This is a genomic window from Pseudomonas sp. TE3910 (genome assembly GCF_056279025.1).
The window spans coordinates 4,014,404-4,031,602 of sequence record NZ_JBWBQN010000001.1; the positions used below are offsets into that span (position 1 = coordinate 4,014,404).

General features: G+C 63.5%; 13 protein-coding genes. 3 read left to right on the forward strand and 10 right to left on the reverse strand.

All coding sequences use genetic code 11. The features are described from left to right. Positions 1-63: 63 nt before the first annotated feature. Positions 64-1,428 (reverse strand): MATE family efflux transporter, encoded by a 1,365-nt coding sequence (locus ACZ9H3_RS18330; protein ID WP_476221875.1) that lies wholly within the window; start codon positions 1,426-1,428, stop codon positions 64-66. A 171-nt stretch (positions 1,429-1,599) separates the two neighbouring features. On the opposite strand from ACZ9H3_RS18330, the gene ACZ9H3_RS18335 reads away from it, so the two are divergent. After that, positions 1,600-6,498, forward strand: coding sequence for an alpha-2-macroglobulin family protein (locus ACZ9H3_RS18335; RefSeq protein WP_065757960.1), 4,899 nt, complete (start codon positions 1,600-1,602; stop codon positions 6,496-6,498). Between the two features lie 65 nt (positions 6,499-6,563). On the opposite strand, the gene ACZ9H3_RS18340 is transcribed toward ACZ9H3_RS18335, so the two are convergent. Next, complete coding sequence (locus tag ACZ9H3_RS18340) at positions 6,564-6,857, reverse strand: hypothetical protein (RefSeq protein WP_065757961.1); 294 nt, start codon at positions 6,855-6,857, stop codon at positions 6,564-6,566. Between the two features lie 104 nt (positions 6,858-6,961). Here ACZ9H3_RS18340 and pbpC point away from each other — a divergent pair, with 104 nt between their 5' ends. Next, on the forward strand, positions 6,962-9,316 hold the full coding sequence (pbpC, locus tag ACZ9H3_RS18345) for a peptidoglycan glycosyltransferase PbpC (RefSeq protein WP_476222794.1): 2,355 nt from the start codon (positions 6,962-6,964) through the stop codon (positions 9,314-9,316). A gap of 12 nt (positions 9,317-9,328) precedes the next feature. On the opposite strand, the gene ACZ9H3_RS18350 is transcribed toward pbpC, so the two are convergent. After that, the gene (locus tag ACZ9H3_RS18350; RefSeq protein WP_065757963.1) at positions 9,329-9,778 is read right to left on the reverse strand and encodes a DMT family transporter; all 450 of its coding nucleotides are present in this window, start codon (positions 9,776-9,778) and stop codon (positions 9,329-9,331) included. A 180-nt stretch (positions 9,779-9,958) separates the two neighbouring features. On the opposite strand from ACZ9H3_RS18350, the gene ACZ9H3_RS18355 reads away from it, so the two are divergent. Further along, on the forward strand, positions 9,959-11,626 hold the full coding sequence (locus ACZ9H3_RS18355; protein WP_476221878.1) for a ShlB/FhaC/HecB family hemolysin secretion/activation protein: 1,668 nt from the start codon (positions 9,959-9,961) through the stop codon (positions 11,624-11,626). A 397-nt stretch (positions 11,627-12,023) separates the two neighbouring features. Here the strand turns inward: ACZ9H3_RS18355 and ACZ9H3_RS18360 are convergent, their stop codons facing one another. From ACZ9H3_RS18360 to ACZ9H3_RS18390, 7 genes are all read right to left on the reverse strand, one after another. Further along, positions 12,024-12,494: a prepilin peptidase gene (locus ACZ9H3_RS18360; protein ID WP_099773448.1), complete on the reverse strand. Its 471-nt coding sequence runs from the start codon at positions 12,492-12,494 to the stop codon at positions 12,024-12,026. Between the two features lie 93 nt (positions 12,495-12,587). Then, positions 12,588-13,148 carry a DUF4136 domain-containing protein gene (locus ACZ9H3_RS18365; protein ID WP_476221879.1) on the reverse strand — a complete coding sequence of 187 codons (561 nt, stop codon included), beginning with the start codon at positions 13,146-13,148 and terminating at the stop codon, positions 12,588-12,590. Between the two features lie 26 nt (positions 13,149-13,174). Continuing rightward, the gene (locus ACZ9H3_RS18370) at positions 13,175-13,795 is read right to left on the reverse strand and encodes a DUF4136 domain-containing protein (RefSeq protein ID WP_065757967.1); all 621 of its coding nucleotides are present in this window, start codon (positions 13,793-13,795) and stop codon (positions 13,175-13,177) included. 20 nt (positions 13,796-13,815) lie between these two features. Beyond that, positions 13,816-14,565, reverse strand: coding sequence for a methyltransferase (locus ACZ9H3_RS18375; protein WP_065757968.1), 750 nt, complete (start codon positions 14,563-14,565; stop codon positions 13,816-13,818). Continuing rightward, a complete protein-coding gene (locus tag ACZ9H3_RS18380) occupies positions 14,562-14,867 on the reverse strand; it encodes a MazG-like family protein (protein ID WP_065757969.1) in 306 nt (101 codons plus the stop codon). Before ACZ9H3_RS18380 ends, ACZ9H3_RS18375 begins: the two co-directional genes overlap by 4 nt. Before the next feature lie 78 nt (positions 14,868-14,945). After that, entirely contained in the window at positions 14,946-15,806 is an 861-nt protein-coding gene (locus ACZ9H3_RS18385) for a MaoC family dehydratase (protein WP_476221883.1), read from the reverse strand. A gap of 2 nt (positions 15,807-15,808) precedes the next feature. Then, positions 15,809-17,161: a 3-oxoacyl-ACP reductase gene (locus ACZ9H3_RS18390; RefSeq protein WP_476221885.1), complete on the reverse strand. Its 1,353-nt coding sequence runs from the start codon at positions 17,159-17,161 to the stop codon at positions 15,809-15,811. Positions 17,162-17,199: the final 38 nt, after the last annotated feature.

Here is a 17,199-nt window from a genome sequence, read left to right on the forward strand (position 1 = left end):
GCTCCTACAGAGATCCGTGCAGAACACTCCATTTCTGTAGGGGCAGGCTTGCCTGCGATGGCATCAGCGGGATTTCAGTGCGTGGGTGGACTCTTTGAACCATTCATTGCGTTGCTGCATCCGCCAGCTCATCAGGCCCAGTGTCACGCCGCGCAAGGCCATGAACAGCAGAAAACCCAGCCACAGCCCATGGTTGCCAAGCCCGCTTATGGCATAGGCAAAGGGGACGGCGAGGACGACGCTGAGCAGCATACCGTTGCGCATTTCCCGTGCGCGGGTGGCGCCGATGAACAGGCCATCGAGCAGGTAGCTCCACACGGCGATCAACGGCAGCACTGCCAGGTACGGCAGGTACTCGAAGGCGGTTTCACGCACGCTTTGGATGTCGGTCTGCATTTCAATGAACAGGTGGCCGCCAAGCATGAACAGCAAGGCAAACCCCAGGCTCGCCAGCAACGACCAGCCCGCCGCCACGGTCAAGGATCGACGCAGGGCGGGACGGTCGCCGGCCCCGATGGCGTGACCGCAAAGCGCTTCCACGGCGTGGGCCAGGCCGTCCAGTGCATAGGCCGTGAGGAGCAAGCCGTTGAGCAGCAGGGCATTCGCTGCGACGGTGGCATCGCCCAAGCGGGCGCCCTGCACGGTGATCAGGAAGAACACCGCCTGCAAGGCCAGGCTGCGAATGAAGATGTCCCGGTTGACGCTCAGCAGCGGTCGCCAGCTCTGCCAGCGGCGTAGCGCTGCCCAGGCCAGGTTGCCCGGGTAGGCGCGCAGGGCCGGGCGGGTCAAGGCCAGGCCGAGCAGGGCAGCGCTCCACTCGGCGACCACCGAAGCCCGCGCCGAGCCGATAACGCCCCAGTCCAGGCCCATCACGAACCAGAGGTTGAGCACGATGTTCAGCAGGTTGGTGGTCAGCAGGATCGCCAGCGGTGCACGCGCATTCTGGGTGCCGAGGAACCAGCCTACCAGGGCGAAGCTGGCCAGGGCGGCCGGCAGGCCGAGCAAGCGGGTCTGGAAGAAGTCATGGGTGGTTTGTGCCAGCGCCTGCGAGGGTTGCATCACGCTCAACGCCAGGTGGCTGAAGGGGATCGCCAGCAGGCCCAGCAACAGGGCGAAGCACAGCGCCAGTGCCAGCCCTTGCAGCAGTACCTGGCGCAAGGCAGCGCCGTCCTCACGGCCGGCGGCTTGTGCGGCAAAGCCGGTAGTGCCCATGCGCAGGAAGCCCATCACCCAGGCCAGGACGGTATAGAGGCTGGCACCGACAGCCACGGCACCGAGTTGGTGGGCATGGGGCAGGTGGCCGATCACGGCACTGTCGACCAAGGCCACCAGCGGTACGGAGATGTTCGAAAGAATCATCGGCGCGGCCAGCGCCCACACGTTACGGTGGGTAGGGCGGTCGCGCCAATCGGCGATCAGTGAGGTCATGCAGGCTCCTTGTCAGCCCGCATTGTAGTGGACAGACGGCACTAATGGGCCGACAGGCGGTCTGAGCGCCTGGCCTGTGGCTAAAGCGTGCATTTGCGCACGCTTGCCCAGGTGCTGATGAGATATAGTTCATCCCTTAAAGACACTGCTGCCCAAGAGAGTTCATCTCCCATGTTCAACAAAGGATTGTTGCTGGCCTGTGCGCTGGCGCTATTGAGTGCCTGTGACTCGTCATCCGTGGATAAACCCGCGCCTGCACCGGCAGAGAAGGCGGCGCCCAGCGCGCCCAAGCCCGCACGTGAAGATGCGGCAACCCTGGCCCAACGCTACGCCGGACGCGAGTTGAGCGTGGTGGATGTGTCCGAGGTGCAGTTGGATGGCTCAAGCACCTTGTCGGTGTCGTTCAGTGCACCACTGGACGCTCAGCAGCCATTTGCCGAGCGCCTGCACCTGGTCGATACGGTAAAGGGCAAGGTTGACGGTGCCTGGGAACTCTCCGATAACCAGATGGAGCTGCGACTGCGGCACCTGGAGCCCAAGCGCAAACTGGTGCTGACCATCGACGCCGGGCTGTTGGCGGTGAATGGCAAGCGCCTGGCTGCCGAGTCGGTCAGCCGCCTGGAAACCCGCGACCTGGAGCCGACTGTCGGTTTCGCCAGCCGCGGCTCGCTGTTGCCGACCCGCGTGGCCGAAGGCCTGCCGGTGATCGCGCTGAACGTCGACAAGGTCGATGTCGAATTTTTCCGGATCAAGCCTGAAGCGCTGCCGACTTTCCTGGGGCAGTGGGGCCGCAACAGCAGCCTGCAGACCTATGAGTCCCGCGAGCTATTGCCGATGGCCGAGCTGGTTTATGGTGGTCGTTTCGACCTGAACCCGGCGCGCAATACCCGTGAAACCCTGCTGTTGCCAATCGCCGGCCTCAAGCCGCTGCAACAACCGGGGGTTTATCTGGCGGTCATGCGTGCCTCGGGTACCTACAACTACTCGCAGCCGGCCACGCTGTTCACCCTCAGTGACATCGGCCTGTCGGCGCACCGTTATCAGAACCGCCTCGATGTGTTTACCCAGGCGCTGGAGGGCGGTAAGGCCCTCAGCGGCGTGGAGGTCGAACTGCTCGACAACGAGGGCCGTGTGCTGGGCCAGGGCAAGACCGATGGCAGCGGCCACGCGCAGTTGCCGGCAGCGGCCAAGGCTGAAGTGCTGTTGGCCAAGCAGGCTGAACACACCACGATGCTGCGGCTGAACAACGCCGCGCTGGACCTGGCCGAGTTCGACATCACCGGGCCTCTGGCCAACCCTTTGCAGTTTTTCGTGTTTGGTCCGCGTGACCTTTATCGCCCGGGTGAGACGGTGCTGCTCAACGCGCTGCTGCGTGATCAGGACGGTAAGCCGGTCAAGCCGCAACCGGTCACGGTAGAAGTGCGTCGCCCGGATAACCAGATCAGCCGCAAGTTTGTCTGGGAACCGGGTAGCGAGGGCCTTTATCAATACGCCCTGCAACTGGCTGGCGAAGCGCCGACCGGGCGTTGGGAGTTGCTCTTCGACTTCGGCGGCGGTCAGCGACAGGTCTACGGCTTCATGGTCGAGGACTTCCTGCCCGAGCGTCTGGCGCTTGAACTCAAAGGCAGCCCGACACCCCTGAGCCCTGATGAAACTGCCGAGATATCGGTCAATGGCCGTTACCTCTACGGCGCCCCAGCGTCGGGCAATCGCCTGAGCGGCCAGGCCTACATCCGCCCACTGCGTGAGGCGGTGCCGGCCTTGCCCGGCTATCAGTTCGGTTCGGTCACCGAGCAGGAGTTGAGCCAGGATCTGGAGCTGGACGAAACGACCCTGGATGCCTCCGGTGATGCCACGCTGAGCATCGAGAGCAAATGGTCCGAAGCCCGTTCGCCTTTGCAGTTGACGGTGCAGGCAAGCCTGCAGGAGTCCGGAGGCCGGCCAATCACTCGCCGGCTTGAACAGCCGATCTGGCCTGCCGAGCGGCTGCCGGGGCTGCGTGGCCTGTTTGACGGTGAGGAAACCGACGGTGACGGCCCGGTCGAGTTTGAACTGCTTGTCGCCGATCGCAACGGCAACAAGCTGGCGGTGGATAACCTGCGCGTGCGCCTGGTGCAGGAGCGCCGTGACTACTACTGGAACTACTCCGAAAGCGATGGCTGGAGCTACAACTTCAATGAGAAGTACCTGACCCAGAGTGAAGAAACCGTCAGCATCAAGGCCGGCGGTACCGCCAAGATCAGCTTTCCGGTCGCGTGGGGCCCGTACCGTGTCGAGGTGGAAGATCCGCGCACCGGGCTGGTCAGCAGCCTGCGTTTCTGGGCCGGCTACCGCGCCCAGGACAACACCGACGGCGGCGCCGTACGCCCAGACCAGGTCAAGCTGGCGCTGGACAAGAAAGCCTATGCCGATGGCGACACCGCCACGGTCACCGTGACCCCGCCTGCTGCAGGCAAGGGTTACTTGATGGTCGAGTCCGCCGATGGCCCGCTGTGGTGGGAGGAAATCGACGTGCCGGCCGAAGGCAAGGCCTTCGAGGTCAAGCTGGACCGCAAGTGGGCGCGGCACGATCTGTATGTCAGCGCCCTGGTGATTCGCCCGGGTGAGCGCAAGGCCAACGTCACGCCCAAGCGTGCCGTGGGTATTCTGCACCTGCCACTGGAGCGTGCCGAGCGCAAGCTGGCGGTCAGCCTGACGGCGCCAGAGAAGATGCGTCCCAAGCAACCCCTGACGGTCAAGGTACAGGCGCGTAACGCCGATGGCAGTGTGCCGAAACAGGTGCATGTGCTGCTGGCAGCGGTGGACGTTGGCATTCTCAACATCACAGAGTACGCAACGCCTGATCCATTTGCGGCGATGTTCGGGCGCAAGGCCTATGGGGCCGATCAACTGGATATTTACGGCCAGTTGATCGAAGCCGGTCAGGGCCGCCTGGCCAGCCTGGCATTCGGTGGTGACGCCGGCCTGACAAAAGGTGGCAAACGCCCGGACACCAGCGTCACCATCGTTGCCCTGCAAAGCGCGCCGGTGACCCTGAACGAGAAGGGTGAAGGCCAGGCCAGTGTCGATATCCCGGATTTCAATGGTGAGCTGCGGGTGATGGCTCAGGCCTGGACCGAAGACCGCTTCGGCATGGCCGAGGCCAAGACTGTCGTCGCCGCGCCGCTGATTGCCGAGCTGTCGGCGCCGCGCTTCCTTGCCGGTGGTGATCGCACCACCCTAGCGCTGGACCTGTCGAACCTCTCCGGCAAGGCACAGAACCTTACCGTGCAGTTCAGCGCAGATGGTCAGCTCAGCCTGATGCGCGCCGCCGAGCAGCAAGTGCCTTTGGCTGAAGGCCAGCGCAAGACCTTGCTGATTCCGGTGCAGGCCGTTGGTGGCTTGGGGCAAGGGCAGGTCAAGGTGCAGGTGCAAGGCCTGGTGCTGCCAGGCGAGCCGAACACCGTGTTCAGCCGGGAGTGGACCTTGGGCATACGCCCGGCCTACCCGGCGCTGCTCAAGCATTACCGCGCGACGCTCAGCGATCAGCCATGGAGCCTGCCGCAGTCAGAGCTGGCGGTGTTCGAGCCGGCCGGCCTTGAGGCGAGCCTGGCCTTGTCCAGCCGCCCGCCGCTGAACCTTGGCGAGCAGATCCGCGCGCTGGAAGCCTACCCGTATGGCTGTGCCGAGCAGACCACCAGTGGCCTGTACCCCTCGCTCTATGCCGATGACGCGACACTTAAGCGCCTGGGCCTGAAAGGCGAGGCTGCGGATAAACGTCAGCGCAAGATCGAAGTCGGTATCGAGCGTTTGCTGGGCATGCAGCGTTACAACGGCAGCTTCGGCCTGTGGAGTGCCGACGGCGAGGAAGAATACTGGTTGACCGCCTATGTCACCGACTTCCTCCTGCGTGCCCGCGATCAAGGCTATGCGGTACCGGCCGAAGCCTTGAAGAAGGCCAGTGAGCGTCTGCTGCGTTACGTGCAGGAGCGTAACCTGATCGAGGTACGCTACAGCCAGAACGCCGAGCACAGCCGCTTCGCCGTGCAGGCGTACGCCGCGTTGGTATTGGCGCGCAGTCAGCAAGCGCCACTGGGCGCCCTGCGCAGTTTGTTCGAGCGTCGCAGCGATGCGCGCTCCGGCCTGCCGCTGGTGCAGTTGTCCGTTGCCCTGGACAAGATGGGTGACAAACCGCGTGCCGAACAGGCCATGCAGGCCGGGCTGGCGGTTACCCGTGATAGCCGCTACTGGCTGGGCGACTATGGTAGCCCGCTACGGGATCAGGCCTTGATTCTGGCCCTGCTGGAAGAAAACAACCTGGCGGCGGGCAAGCGTGAGGCTCGGTTGTTCGAGCTGTCGGACCTGTTGGCGGCCAATCGCTGGTTGTCGACGCAGGAGCGCAACGCCCTGTTCCTGGCCGGGCGCGGTTTGCTCGGCAAGCCAGAGCAACCCTGGACCGCTCGCCTGGAGGCTGGCGGCGAGGTGCGAGAGCTGAGCCAGGCACAGCCTGCAGTGAAGCTTGAAAGCACCGCGCTGGCCCAGTCGTTGACCGTACAGAACAACGGTGACCAGACCCTCTATCAGCAACTGACCTTGTCGGGTTATCCACAGGTGGCGCCACCGGCCGGTGGCGAGAACCTGAGCATCCGCCGCGATTACCTGGGCATGAACGGCCAGCCGTTGGACCTCAATGGCCTGAAGAGCGGCCAACTGGTGTTGGTACACCTGGCGGTGAGTGCCAGCCAGCGTGTGCCGGATGCCTTGGTGGTCGACCTGCTGCCTGCCGGCCTGGAGCTGGAGAACCAGAACCTGGCGCAAAGCGCGGCCAGCCTGGACAACGCCAGCAGTGCGGTGAAGGAGTGGCACAGTGCGATGCAGAACGCGACCTTGCTGCATCAGGAGTTCCGTGACGATCGTTATGTCGCGGCGGTGGATCTGGATGGATACGGCACCACGCACCTGCTGTACCTGGCCCGTGCAGTGACCCCGGGTGTTTACCGGGTGCCACCGCCACAGGTCGAGTCGATGTACCGGCCAAACTGGCAGGCGGTCGGCGAGGCGCGTGGGTCGTTGGTGGTCAAGGAGCGCTGAGTCTGCTGCCAGTGCCTACAGGGTGATGTCTGTCCTGTAGGCACCGGCCTTGCCGGCGAGGGTGGTCAATGCACCACCCAGCTCAGAATCCACAACCCCAGCAGCAACCAGATGATCCCGATAATGATCGAGGCGCGCATGAATGCGCGAACCGCCGAGTACAGCACCAGCAGCCCGACGATCAGCGTGAGGATGCTGACCAGCGAGGTGTCCATGCCCAAGGTGCGCGAAAGGCCTTCGATAAAGCTGCCGCCAGCGTTGGACAGCAGGCTGAACAGGCCATTGAGGCCATCCACTACAAAGCGGATCAAGGCGCCCAGCGCTTGGCCGAGCCATTCGAAAAAACCTTCTACATGCATAATCGCTTCCTGATAATCATCATGGCAGTTTCGCCATTTTCCAGCCTTTGGCCACTCACGGGCCGGCTCGGTTCCCTGTGCCCGGAACAAGGTGTCGGCACGTGATGTTCAGCGTAGTTCGCCCTGATAGTCGCACGGGTAGATGGCTTGCGGGCATCGCGGCGGGTGGGTTGCTGCTGTGCGCGCTGCTATGGCTTGCCGACCGTATCTGGCCGCTGCCGTTGCCTGCGGATGATCTGGCCCGGGTGGTGCTGGCGGAGGATGGTACACCGTTGTGGCGCTTCGCCGATGCCGATGGCGTGTGGCGCTATCCGATCACCCCTGAGCAGGTGTCGCCCCTGTACCTGCAGGCCTTGCTGACCTACGAGGACCGCTGGTTCTATCGCCATCCCGGGGTGAACCCCTTGGCCTTGGGGCGCGCTGTCTGGCAGAACCTGCAGGGTGGCCGCGTGGTGTCCGGTGGCAGCACCTTGTCGATGCAGGTGGCGCGACTGCTCGACCCGCATGCCAGAACGCTGCCCGGCAAGTTGCGCCAGCTCTGGCGTACCGCGCAGTTGGAGTGGCACCTGTCCAAGGACGAGATCCTGCAGATCTACCTCAACCGCGCGCCCTTTGGCGGCACATTGCAAGGGGTCGCGGCAGCAAGCTGGGCGTACCTGGGCAAGTCACCTCAACAACTGACCCCGGCCGACGCCGCGCTGTTGGCGGTGTTGCCGCAAGCACCAAGCCGCCTGCGCCCTGATCGTCACCCGCAGCGTGCCCAGGCTGCACGTGACAAGGTGCTGCAGCGGCTGGCCGAATACCGGGTGTGGCCTGAGCAACAGGTTGCCGAAGCGGCACAGGAACCACTGTTGCTGGCGCCACGTCAGGAGCCGACACTGGCCCCGCTGTTGGCCCGGCGCTTGAACCGTCCGGGCAGCCCGCCATTGATCCGCACCACCCTCGATGCCGCCCTGCAACGCCGTCTGGAGGACCTGCTGCTGGGGTGGCGCGCGCGCCTGCCTGAACGTACGTCGGCAGCGATTCTGGTGGTCGAGTCGCAGACCATGGCCGTGCGCGCTTACTTGGGCTCGGTCGATCTCGGCGATACCCGGCGCTTCGGTCATGTCGACATGATCAGTGCCCTGCGCTCACCCGGCTCGACCCTCAAGCCGTTCCTGTTCGGAATGGCGCTTGATGAAGGGTTGATTCACTCCGAGTCGCTGCTGCAGGACGTACCTCGGCGTTACGGCGACTACCGTCCCGGCAATTTTTCTCAGGGTTTCAGCGGGCCGGTTTCGGCCAGTTCGGCGCTGGCCTTGTCTCTGAACCTGCCCGCGGTGCAATTGCTCGAAGCCTATGGGCCGAAACGCTTTGCCGCGCAGATGCGTCAGGGCGGCATGCCGTTGACGCTGCCACCACTGGCCGAGCCCAACCTGTCGTTGATCCTGGGCGGAGCGGGTAGCCGCCTGGAGGATCTGGTCAGCGGTTACAGTGCCTTTGCCCGCAACGGCATGAGTGCCGCGCTGCGTTTGCAGCCCGACGACCCACTGCTGGAGCGGCGCCTGTTGTCGCCGGGTGCGGCGTGGATCACGCGGCGCATTCTCAGTGGCCAGGCCCGCCCAGACCTCGACCCCCATGCCGAGTTGGTGCAGCGGCCACAATTGGCCTGGAAGACGGGCACCAGTTATGGCTTTCGCGACGCTTGGTCGATTGGCGTTGGCCCACGCTACCTGATCGGGATCTGGATCGGGCGCCCTGATGGCACACCGGTACCGGGCCAGTTTGGCCTGGCCTCGGCGGCGCCGTTGATGCTGCAGGTGCATGACGTGTTGAGTAACCGCGACAGCCAGCGCGGCATCACCGCACCGGTAGCAGCCGTACCGGCCAACGTTGGGGTGGCAGCGATCTGCTGGCCACTGGGCCAGCCGATGGCCCGGCAGGATGACAACTGTCGGCGGCAACGTTTCGCCTGGACGCTTGATGGCACCACGCCGCCGACGTTGCAGGCGCTTGATCAGCCCTTGAGTGTGGGCTTGCTGGAAAAGGTCTGGGTCAATGACCAGGGCTTGCGTGTCGATGCGGCGTGCCCCGGTGCCCATGCACGCGACATCGCCTTGTGGCCTGCGCCGCTGGAACCGTGGTTGCCCCGGGTGGAGCGACGCGAGGCACGGTTGCCGGCCATTGATCCACGGTGCCCGCCGAAGGTGCCGGACGCCACCGCGCCGTTGTCGATTGTTGGTGTACGCAACGGTGACCAATTGCGCCGACCGGCGACCAGTCGCGACGCGCTGCAACTGAAAGTGTCGGCCTTGGGTGGCAGTGGCCAGCGCTGGTGGTTCCTCAACGGCGCGCCGGTGGGCGAGACCGCTGCACAGGATAGCCTCACGGTCAGTTTCGAGCAGGCCGGCCGGTATGAGTTGAGTGCACTCGACGCCAGCGGGCAGACCGCGCGCATCGAGTTTCAGGTCAACGACTGAGCCGCAGCCTTTTCAGCCGCGACGAATCATCCAGACGCCGGCCAGTACCAGCAGCAAACCAGCGACCTTGCCCAGGCTGGCCGGCGCTTCGCGAAAGCCGGCCCAGCCGAAATGGTCGAGGGTCAAGGCCATTGCCAGCTGTCCGGCCAGTACCAGCGCCATGAACAGCAATGCGCCGATGCGCGGGCCGGCAAAGGCGGCCGTTGTAATGAAAAAGGCACCCAGCAGACCACCGCACCAGTGCCACCAGGTCAGACTCTTGAGTGCGTTGAATCCAGGCACTTCGCGCTGCAGCAACACTAGCGCAAGCAGCGCGACGGTGCCGACACCAAAGGAAATCAGGGCGGCGGCCAACACGCTGGACACCTGTTTGGCCAACTGGCCGTTGATACCGGCTTGCAGCGGCAGAAAGGCGCCAGCGACGAACGGCAGGCAGAGCAGCCACCAGGCAGGGGCGGGCATGGCAATCTCCAGAAAAAAGGGGCGCGGATTATAACGACAGGCGGCGAGGGGTGCTCGTCTTGCCTCTGGCAACTGTAGACCGTGTGGCCAATTAGACGGTTGTTCGGGCAACACCTACGCTTGGGTTAGACGAAACGCACCGTCGAGCCGCCCCGTACATTCAGGGTCAAGGAGTGTCCTATGCGTTCGATGACCCTCGCATTGCTGGGCCTTTCCTGGGGGTGTGGGGTGTGCGCCGACGCCTTGCAGAATGACCTCAATCGCAGTGCGGTCGAACGCTACCTGCCGACATCCAACCTGCCGATCGATGCCTATCGCCCGGCCGCAGCCGATGTGTTTGTCGCGCCTGCGAAACCGCCTTTGTTGCGTTTGCCGACCGGTACCCGGGTGTGGTTTCGAAAGGTGCATTTTGAGGGTGGTACGGTCTACCCACTGAGTGATTTGAAAGACAACTATCAGGACCTGATAGAACGCGCCGTCACCCTTGACGAGGTGCTTGAGGCCACGGCGCGATTGACCGAGCGTTATCACCGTGATGGCTATTTTCTGTCTTATGCGGTGGTGCCGGATCAGGACTTCAGTGAAGGTTCCTTGCGGGTAGTACTGGTTGAAGGCTACGTGCGCGACGTTGAACTGCGCGGTGATGTCGGCCCTGTGTCGGCCTATGTGACACGCCTGGCAGACAGGATCAGAGCGGAAAAACCACTGACCCAGCAGACCTTTGAGCGCTACACCAGCTTGATGAACCACATCCCAGGCCTGACCCTGAAAGGCTTGTTGAGCCCCGCCAGCCCGTCGGACGGTGCTGCCCGGTTGATCGTCAGGGCATCGCGCCAACCCTTGGCGGCGGCAGTGGTACTGAACGATGGCAGCCGTGCAGACCCTCAAGCGTTATTGAGCCTGGACAGCCAGTCGCAGACGGCGCTGGGTGAGCAATTGAGTGTTCGTGGCTTGTTTGCGCCGGGCGATGATCATCAGCGTTACTACCGTCTCGACTATGCCCAGTACCTGGACAGCGAGGGCAGCCAGTTGAACCTGGCTGCCTCGACCTTCCGCACGGAGTCGGACACGCCGCTACACCTTCGCAATGGCCAGGAGCTGCTGCGGGATTGGCGTAGCGACACCGTATCGGCGGGGCTGAGCCAGCCACTGATTGCCGCACCTGACGAATGGCTGAATGTTGCGGCAAGGCTCTACGCGGTGCGTGACCGCATTGACTATCGGGCTGACGGTACGCCGCTCAACACCTCAACGGATACCGATACCCGTGTGCTCAGCTTTGAGGGGGATTGGCGCAAGGCTGATGAGCGGCAACTGCGGATGATCAGTGGAGGTGTGTACCAGGGGCTTGATTACCTGGGGGCCAAAACCAACAGCGATTACGACCTGGATTTTTTGCGCCTGCGCGTGTCCGGCGTCCAGCGTGACCGTTTCTTCGACAATTGGCAGGGTGTGGCCTCGGGGGCTCTGTACTGGAGCGACGACAGCCTGCCGGACAGTGAACGGGCCGTGTTTGGTGGGCGGTATTTTGGGCGAGGTTACCCGGTCGACCAGGCCTCGGGCGATAAAGGATGGGGCTTGGCTTATGAGGTCAACTACAGCGTCATTGGGGAGGGTGGCCTACTGAACGTGGTGCAACCCTATGCTGTGCTGGATACCGCCCAGGCCTGGTTCAACAAACTGGATGTACGCAGTGCGCACCTGGCATCGCTGGCGCTGGGAGTGCGCATGGGGGATTTGCGTGACTACAACCTGTCACTGGAGATCGCCAAACCTTTGGCCGATGCAGCGTTTGACAGCGTCGATCGGCAGCCGCGTTTTACCGTGAGCGTCAGCCTGAAGTTGTAAACCTGTAAGGGATGGCATTTCGTTTTCCTTGCGCTACCGTCAATTAACGAAGCCATTGAATGCCGCTGCAGGGTTGGGGCGCTGCCTGAAAAGACACTGTGAGTGGTCGTTTGAGCAGAGGGGGCCGACATGAGTAGTCGCATTACCATTAGCCTGGTGAGGGCGTTTCTGCTGGGGGCGCTTGTGGCCTGTTTCTGCGGGCAGGTGCTCAGTCGGGATCCTGGCGTATCGGAGGCCGTGCCGGTGTTCATGAGTGAGCGGTTGATCGTACCGCCCTCAGGCAATTTTCAACGTCTTGAACAGGTTCTGGGGCGCAGAATCTGGCGGGCACTGGCCGCCGGTTCCTGGCAGGAAGCGTGTCATTTTGAAGCGCGAGCGCTAAGCAGGGGCGGTTCGGTTACTGGATCCACACCGCAGCCAGAAGAAAGCCTGCCATCAGGAACGGTGCGAAGGGCTGTTTGCTCGATGACGCTTCACGCAGTTGCGTGAGGCGTTTTTTCACTCGCAGGCTCAAGAGCGACCACAGCCAGCGCCGGCTCAATAGCCAGATCACCAAGGCCACGCCTGCACCGATAAAGGTGCCCAGGACATGCATCTTGTCGGTGGCCAGTGCCAACGCGGCGAGCAGCTTGACGTCACCCGCACCCACATGGCCAAGCATGTAGCCGGGCAAGGTCAGCAGCATGACCAAGGCCAGCGCCCAGCCGCCTTCGCTGGCGTCGGCGCCTATCCAGGTATGCCCGGTGGTGAACAGGTAAGCCAGTGCGCACGTGGCGGCACCCAGCGTCAGGGTATCGGCGACCTGGCGTTCACGTACATCCTGTTCGGCACACAAGGCGAGCCACAGCAGCAGGACGATGCTTTGCATGGGTGAGTTGCCATCCTTTTCGATGATTGATTCTAGGAGCCGTCTGCGCTCTCTTTCAGGGTAGACGCCTTCAGCCACGGCGGAAAAAAAAGCTCAGCGCGGTGGGTAGTTGGCCAGGACCTTGGCGACGGTTTGCTGGATCGCACTGCTGCGCTCTGCAGGGCTGGGCGGGTAGTTGCTCATGACGTGTTCAGCGCTGCCGCGCCAGACCAGCTTGCCGTCGCGACCGTCGAACAGGTCGACCTGAATGGTGGCCACCGTGTAGTCGACGCTGCGGGTTTCGTTGTAGGCCGGCCCGCCCCAGTAGCCGCCCCAATAGCCGTTCCATGCGCCACCATAGTTGGTCGTGACCTGCTGCTGGCGGTTTTCGACGATCAGGTAGGCCTGTACGCTCAGATCGGCATGGCTGCTGCCTTGCGCTGGGCGCAGGCCGCGTTGATCGAGCTGACCACTGATGGCCTGGCGAATGCGTTGCTCGGTCAAGTCACTCTGGATGCGCGGATCGTCGGGCCGGTACTGCAAGGCCGGTTCTTTCCAGGCCCAGCTATGGTAGCTGGCGAAGTCTCGGCTGGCGTCGAAGTCCTGGGTGACATTGTTGCTCTGGCAAGCACTCAACAGGGCAAACAAGGCAAGTAACGCAATACGGCGGAACATGACGGTTCTCCGGTGGCCTCTACAACCTAACTGGGAGGATAACCCTCCAGTGCTTTGTTAATTGCGCTACGCACTGCATCGGCACGGCCCCGCTCGGAGCTCGGGTTCGCGGCTTCGGCGCTGGCACTCCAGACCGCTTGGCCATTGCTGGCGTCGAACAGGTGCAGGCGCACCACTAACACTTCGATTTCGTAGGTCCGCACGATGGGGACGCTGGTGTACATGCCATAACCGCCGTGGTGACCATAGCCATAACCGCTGTACCCATAGCCACCATAAGGGTAGTCGTCCTCACGAACCTGGCGCAGGCGTTTTTCCACACTGAGGCTGGCGCTGACCTGCAGGTCGGCGGGCTGCTCGCGGGAGGGCCGTAGGCCGTGTTGGTCAAGTGCGTTACTGACCGCCTCGGCCAGTTGCGCCGGATCGGCGATGCTACTGCCATCGGGCAGTTGGCCATTGCGCCAGCTCCAGCTGCGGTAGTGCGCATAATCACGGTTCGCTGCCGGGTAGGCGCTGGCATCGAAGGTGTTGGCTGCATGCGCGGGTGCTGGCGGCATTGGCAGAGCGCTGGCGACATAGGGGTTGCTGCCCTGACAGCCAACCAAGGCCAGGCAGATCAGGCTCGCAGCAACAGGACGGTACGACATGTCGTGCTCCAGTCGACCCGCTACAGGGGCCGGCAGATCCAGTGCAGGTAACGGCCCAGCCCGGCGAACACCGGATGGCGGCGGTGCGCCAGTTCCATTTCCAGCAGGTCGCTCAACGCGGCCTTGGCCTGGAATTCGCTCGGCATGTAGTCGTGGAAAACCCGCACGCCGCTTTCGTTTTCAACCTGCCACAGGCGTTCAAGGTGCACCTTGAGTTCGCGTGGATCAAGTGGTTTTTGCGGGGTCAGGCTCTGCTTTTCGCCAGCCATGCTGTTGCGCCGCATTTTGCGGAAATGGCCCTTGAGCAGGTTGCGGTACACCAAGGCATCACGGTTGTAGAACGCCAGCGACAACCAGCCGCCGGGGCGGGTCAGTTGATGCAGGACGGGCAGAATGGCCTCGGGCTCGGCCAGCCATTCAAGCACGGCGTGGCATAACACCAGGTCATAGGGCTCGGTGAGTTGGCCGAGCAGGTCTTGCCAGGGGGCCTGGATGAACGTGGCGTGCTGGCCTGCGTCGGCAAAACGTGCACGGGCACCGTCAAGCATCGGCGCGGCGGGCTCGGCCAGGGTTACCTGGTGGCCGCGCTCGGCCAGCCACAAGGCCATATGGCCCAGGCCTGCACCAATATCGAGAACGCGTAGTGGGCGCTCTGGCAGGCTCTCGACAAGGTCGGCCTGGAGCACCGCCAGACGAATCGCACCTTTTGCTCCACCGTAGATCTTTTCGGCAAAACGGGTCGCCAGCTCATCGAAGTGACGGTCATTCATCGGGCGAAACGCCTCTCGCTGTCAGCCAACTTGAGTGTGACGACCTGCTCCATGTCCAGGCCCAGTTCACTGCACAGTAATAGCAGGTAGAGGACGACATCGCCGACTTCCTGGCCGGCGTGTTCCAGTTGCTCCCTGGAGAGTTGGCGCGACTGGTCTTCGCTCAGCCACTGGAAAATTTCGACCAGTTCGGCCATTTCCACGCTGGCCGCCATGGCCAGGTTTTTCGGGCTATGAAAGCCGCGCCAGTCGTTGTTGTCACGAATGCGGTGCAGTCGCTCGGTCAATGCTTGCAAATTCATGGGGTAGTCTCCTCAGGCTGCATAGCTTCAGCCTGAGCGCGCTGCAACGCAAGGACCTCAAGGCCAGAGGTTGCTGGTTCAGGGGGCTTCAAGCGCTCGCCATGTCCCCTGTATATGCACCAACCCGCCATGGCCACTCAGACGCAGTTGCCCGGTGGGTGCGACAGGGCTGGCGTCGAGTACCACCTCGCTTGGCAAGCGTACCGGTTTGTGGAAATTGACCTCAATCGCGTAACCACCGGTTGGCAGGTGGCCACGCAAGGCGGCCAGGGCCATGGCTTTGCTCCACATGCCATGGGCAATGGCTTTGGGGAAACCAAACAGGCGGGCGCTGATGGCGCTCAGGTGGATCGGGTTGTAGTCGCCACAGAGGCGTGCATAGCGTCGTCCGATGTTGCTGTCGGCGTACCAGCGGGTCAGTTCGCTCAGGGGCAGGGCTTCGGCTTCAGGTTCGCAGGCGGGTTCGCCTGGAAGTTTCACGCCTCGGCACAGCATGCGGCTGGTTTCGCTCCAGAGCAGCCCGAGACCATCGCGGGCTTCGGTGATGAGGTCGAAGGTTGCGCCTTTCTCATGGGCCTGCAGGTTATCCACCCGCACCGCGAAGTGCAGTCGGGTGACACCGCCCAGCGGTCGTATGACGTGAATGCTGTTGCTCAGGTGAACCAGGCCTGGCAGCGGAAACGGAAAGTCGTTGGCAGTGAGCAACTGCAGTTGCAGGGGGAATGCCATTACATGCGGCCAGGTCGCGGGCAGCAGCGGGTCGTCACCAAAGTGGCACAGCGTGCGGTAGGCTGCCAGTCGCTCGGCATTGACCTCAAGGCTGCAGCGTAGCCCGGTCGTCGGCAGGGTGGTGCCGCTGATCTTGCGCTTGCGCGCTGCTCGCAGGTACAGCCCAGGCAGCGCGGCGGTCGTGCTCAGTTCATGCCATTGATGCGTCATGCTCAAGCCCCCATGACCGCTTGCCCGCAGACCCTAAGCACCTGTCCGTTGACCGCGCCGCTGCCCGGCTGCACCAGCCAGGCCACGGCTTCGGCGACATCCTGTGGCAGGCCGCCCTGGCCCAGTGAACTCATGCGCCGGCCGGCCTCGCGCAGGGCGAAAGGAATGGCGGCGGTCATCCGCGTTTCAATGAAACCCGGGGCGACGGCGTTGATGCTGCTCCCCGTGCTGGCCAGACCTGGCGCCCAGGCCTGGGCCAGGCCAATCAGGCCGGCCTTGCTGGCGGCATAGTTGGACTGCCCGCGGTTGCCCGCGATACCACTGATCGAGGCCAGCAGCACGATGCGGGCGTTGGCGTGCAGGGCGCCCCTGTCGAGCAAGGCCTGGGTCAGGATCTGCGGTGCTTTCAGGTTAACGGCCATGACCGAGTCCCAGTACTCCGGGGTCATGTTGGCCAAGGTCTTGTCACGGGTGATTCCGGCGTTGTGAACGATGATATCGAGGCCATCGGGCAGGCCTGCGATGAGCTGTTCTGGAGCATCGTCCGCACAGATATTCAGGGCCAGGCTGCGTGCCCCCAGGCGGGTTGCGAGCGCTTCAAGCTCGGCCTTGGCCTGCGGTACGTCGAGCAGCACAACGTCTGCACCGTCACGGATGAGGGTTTCGGCGATGGCCGCACCAATACCGCGTGCGGCGCCGGTCACCAGTGCCTTGCGCCCGGCCAGGGGGCGCGTCCAGTCCTGAACGTGGCTGGTGCAAGCATTCAAGCGCAGCACCTGGCCGGAGATGAAGGCACTCTTGGGCGACAGGAAGAAACGCAGTGCGCCTTCAAGCTGGTCCTCGGCACCGTCGCCGACATACAGCAGTTGCAGTCTGCCGCCGTTGCGCAGTTCTTTCGCCAGCGAACGGCTGAAGCCCTCCAGGGCACGCTGGGCAACACTGGCCAGCGGCGCTTCGAGCTGTTCCGGGGCACGCCCGAGAATCACCACTGACGCATTGGCATCAAGGCTACGTAGCAGCGGCTGAAAGAACTCGCGCAGTTGCTTGAGCTGGTCGATGTCCTCCAGTTCGCTGGCATCGAACAGCACCGCCTTGAGCGATGGCCCCAGGCCCGCCACCCACGCCGGCAGTTGCAGGCCCTCATCGGCATAGCTGTAGACCTCGTCGGTCAGGCGTGTGGCAAACCCGGCGACCTGCCGCGACAGTGCGCCACCGCCCAGCAGCAGCGCCCCTTCGATCGGACGCATCCGGCCGGCCTCCCAGCGCTCCAGGCGGGCCGGTGTCGGCAAGCCGATGACACCGACCAGGCGGCGGCCGAAGTCGGAGTTGGCGAAGTCGAGATAGCGGTCGGACATGAATGAGGCCTCCATGAGATCAGCCTCAAAGTGTGGAC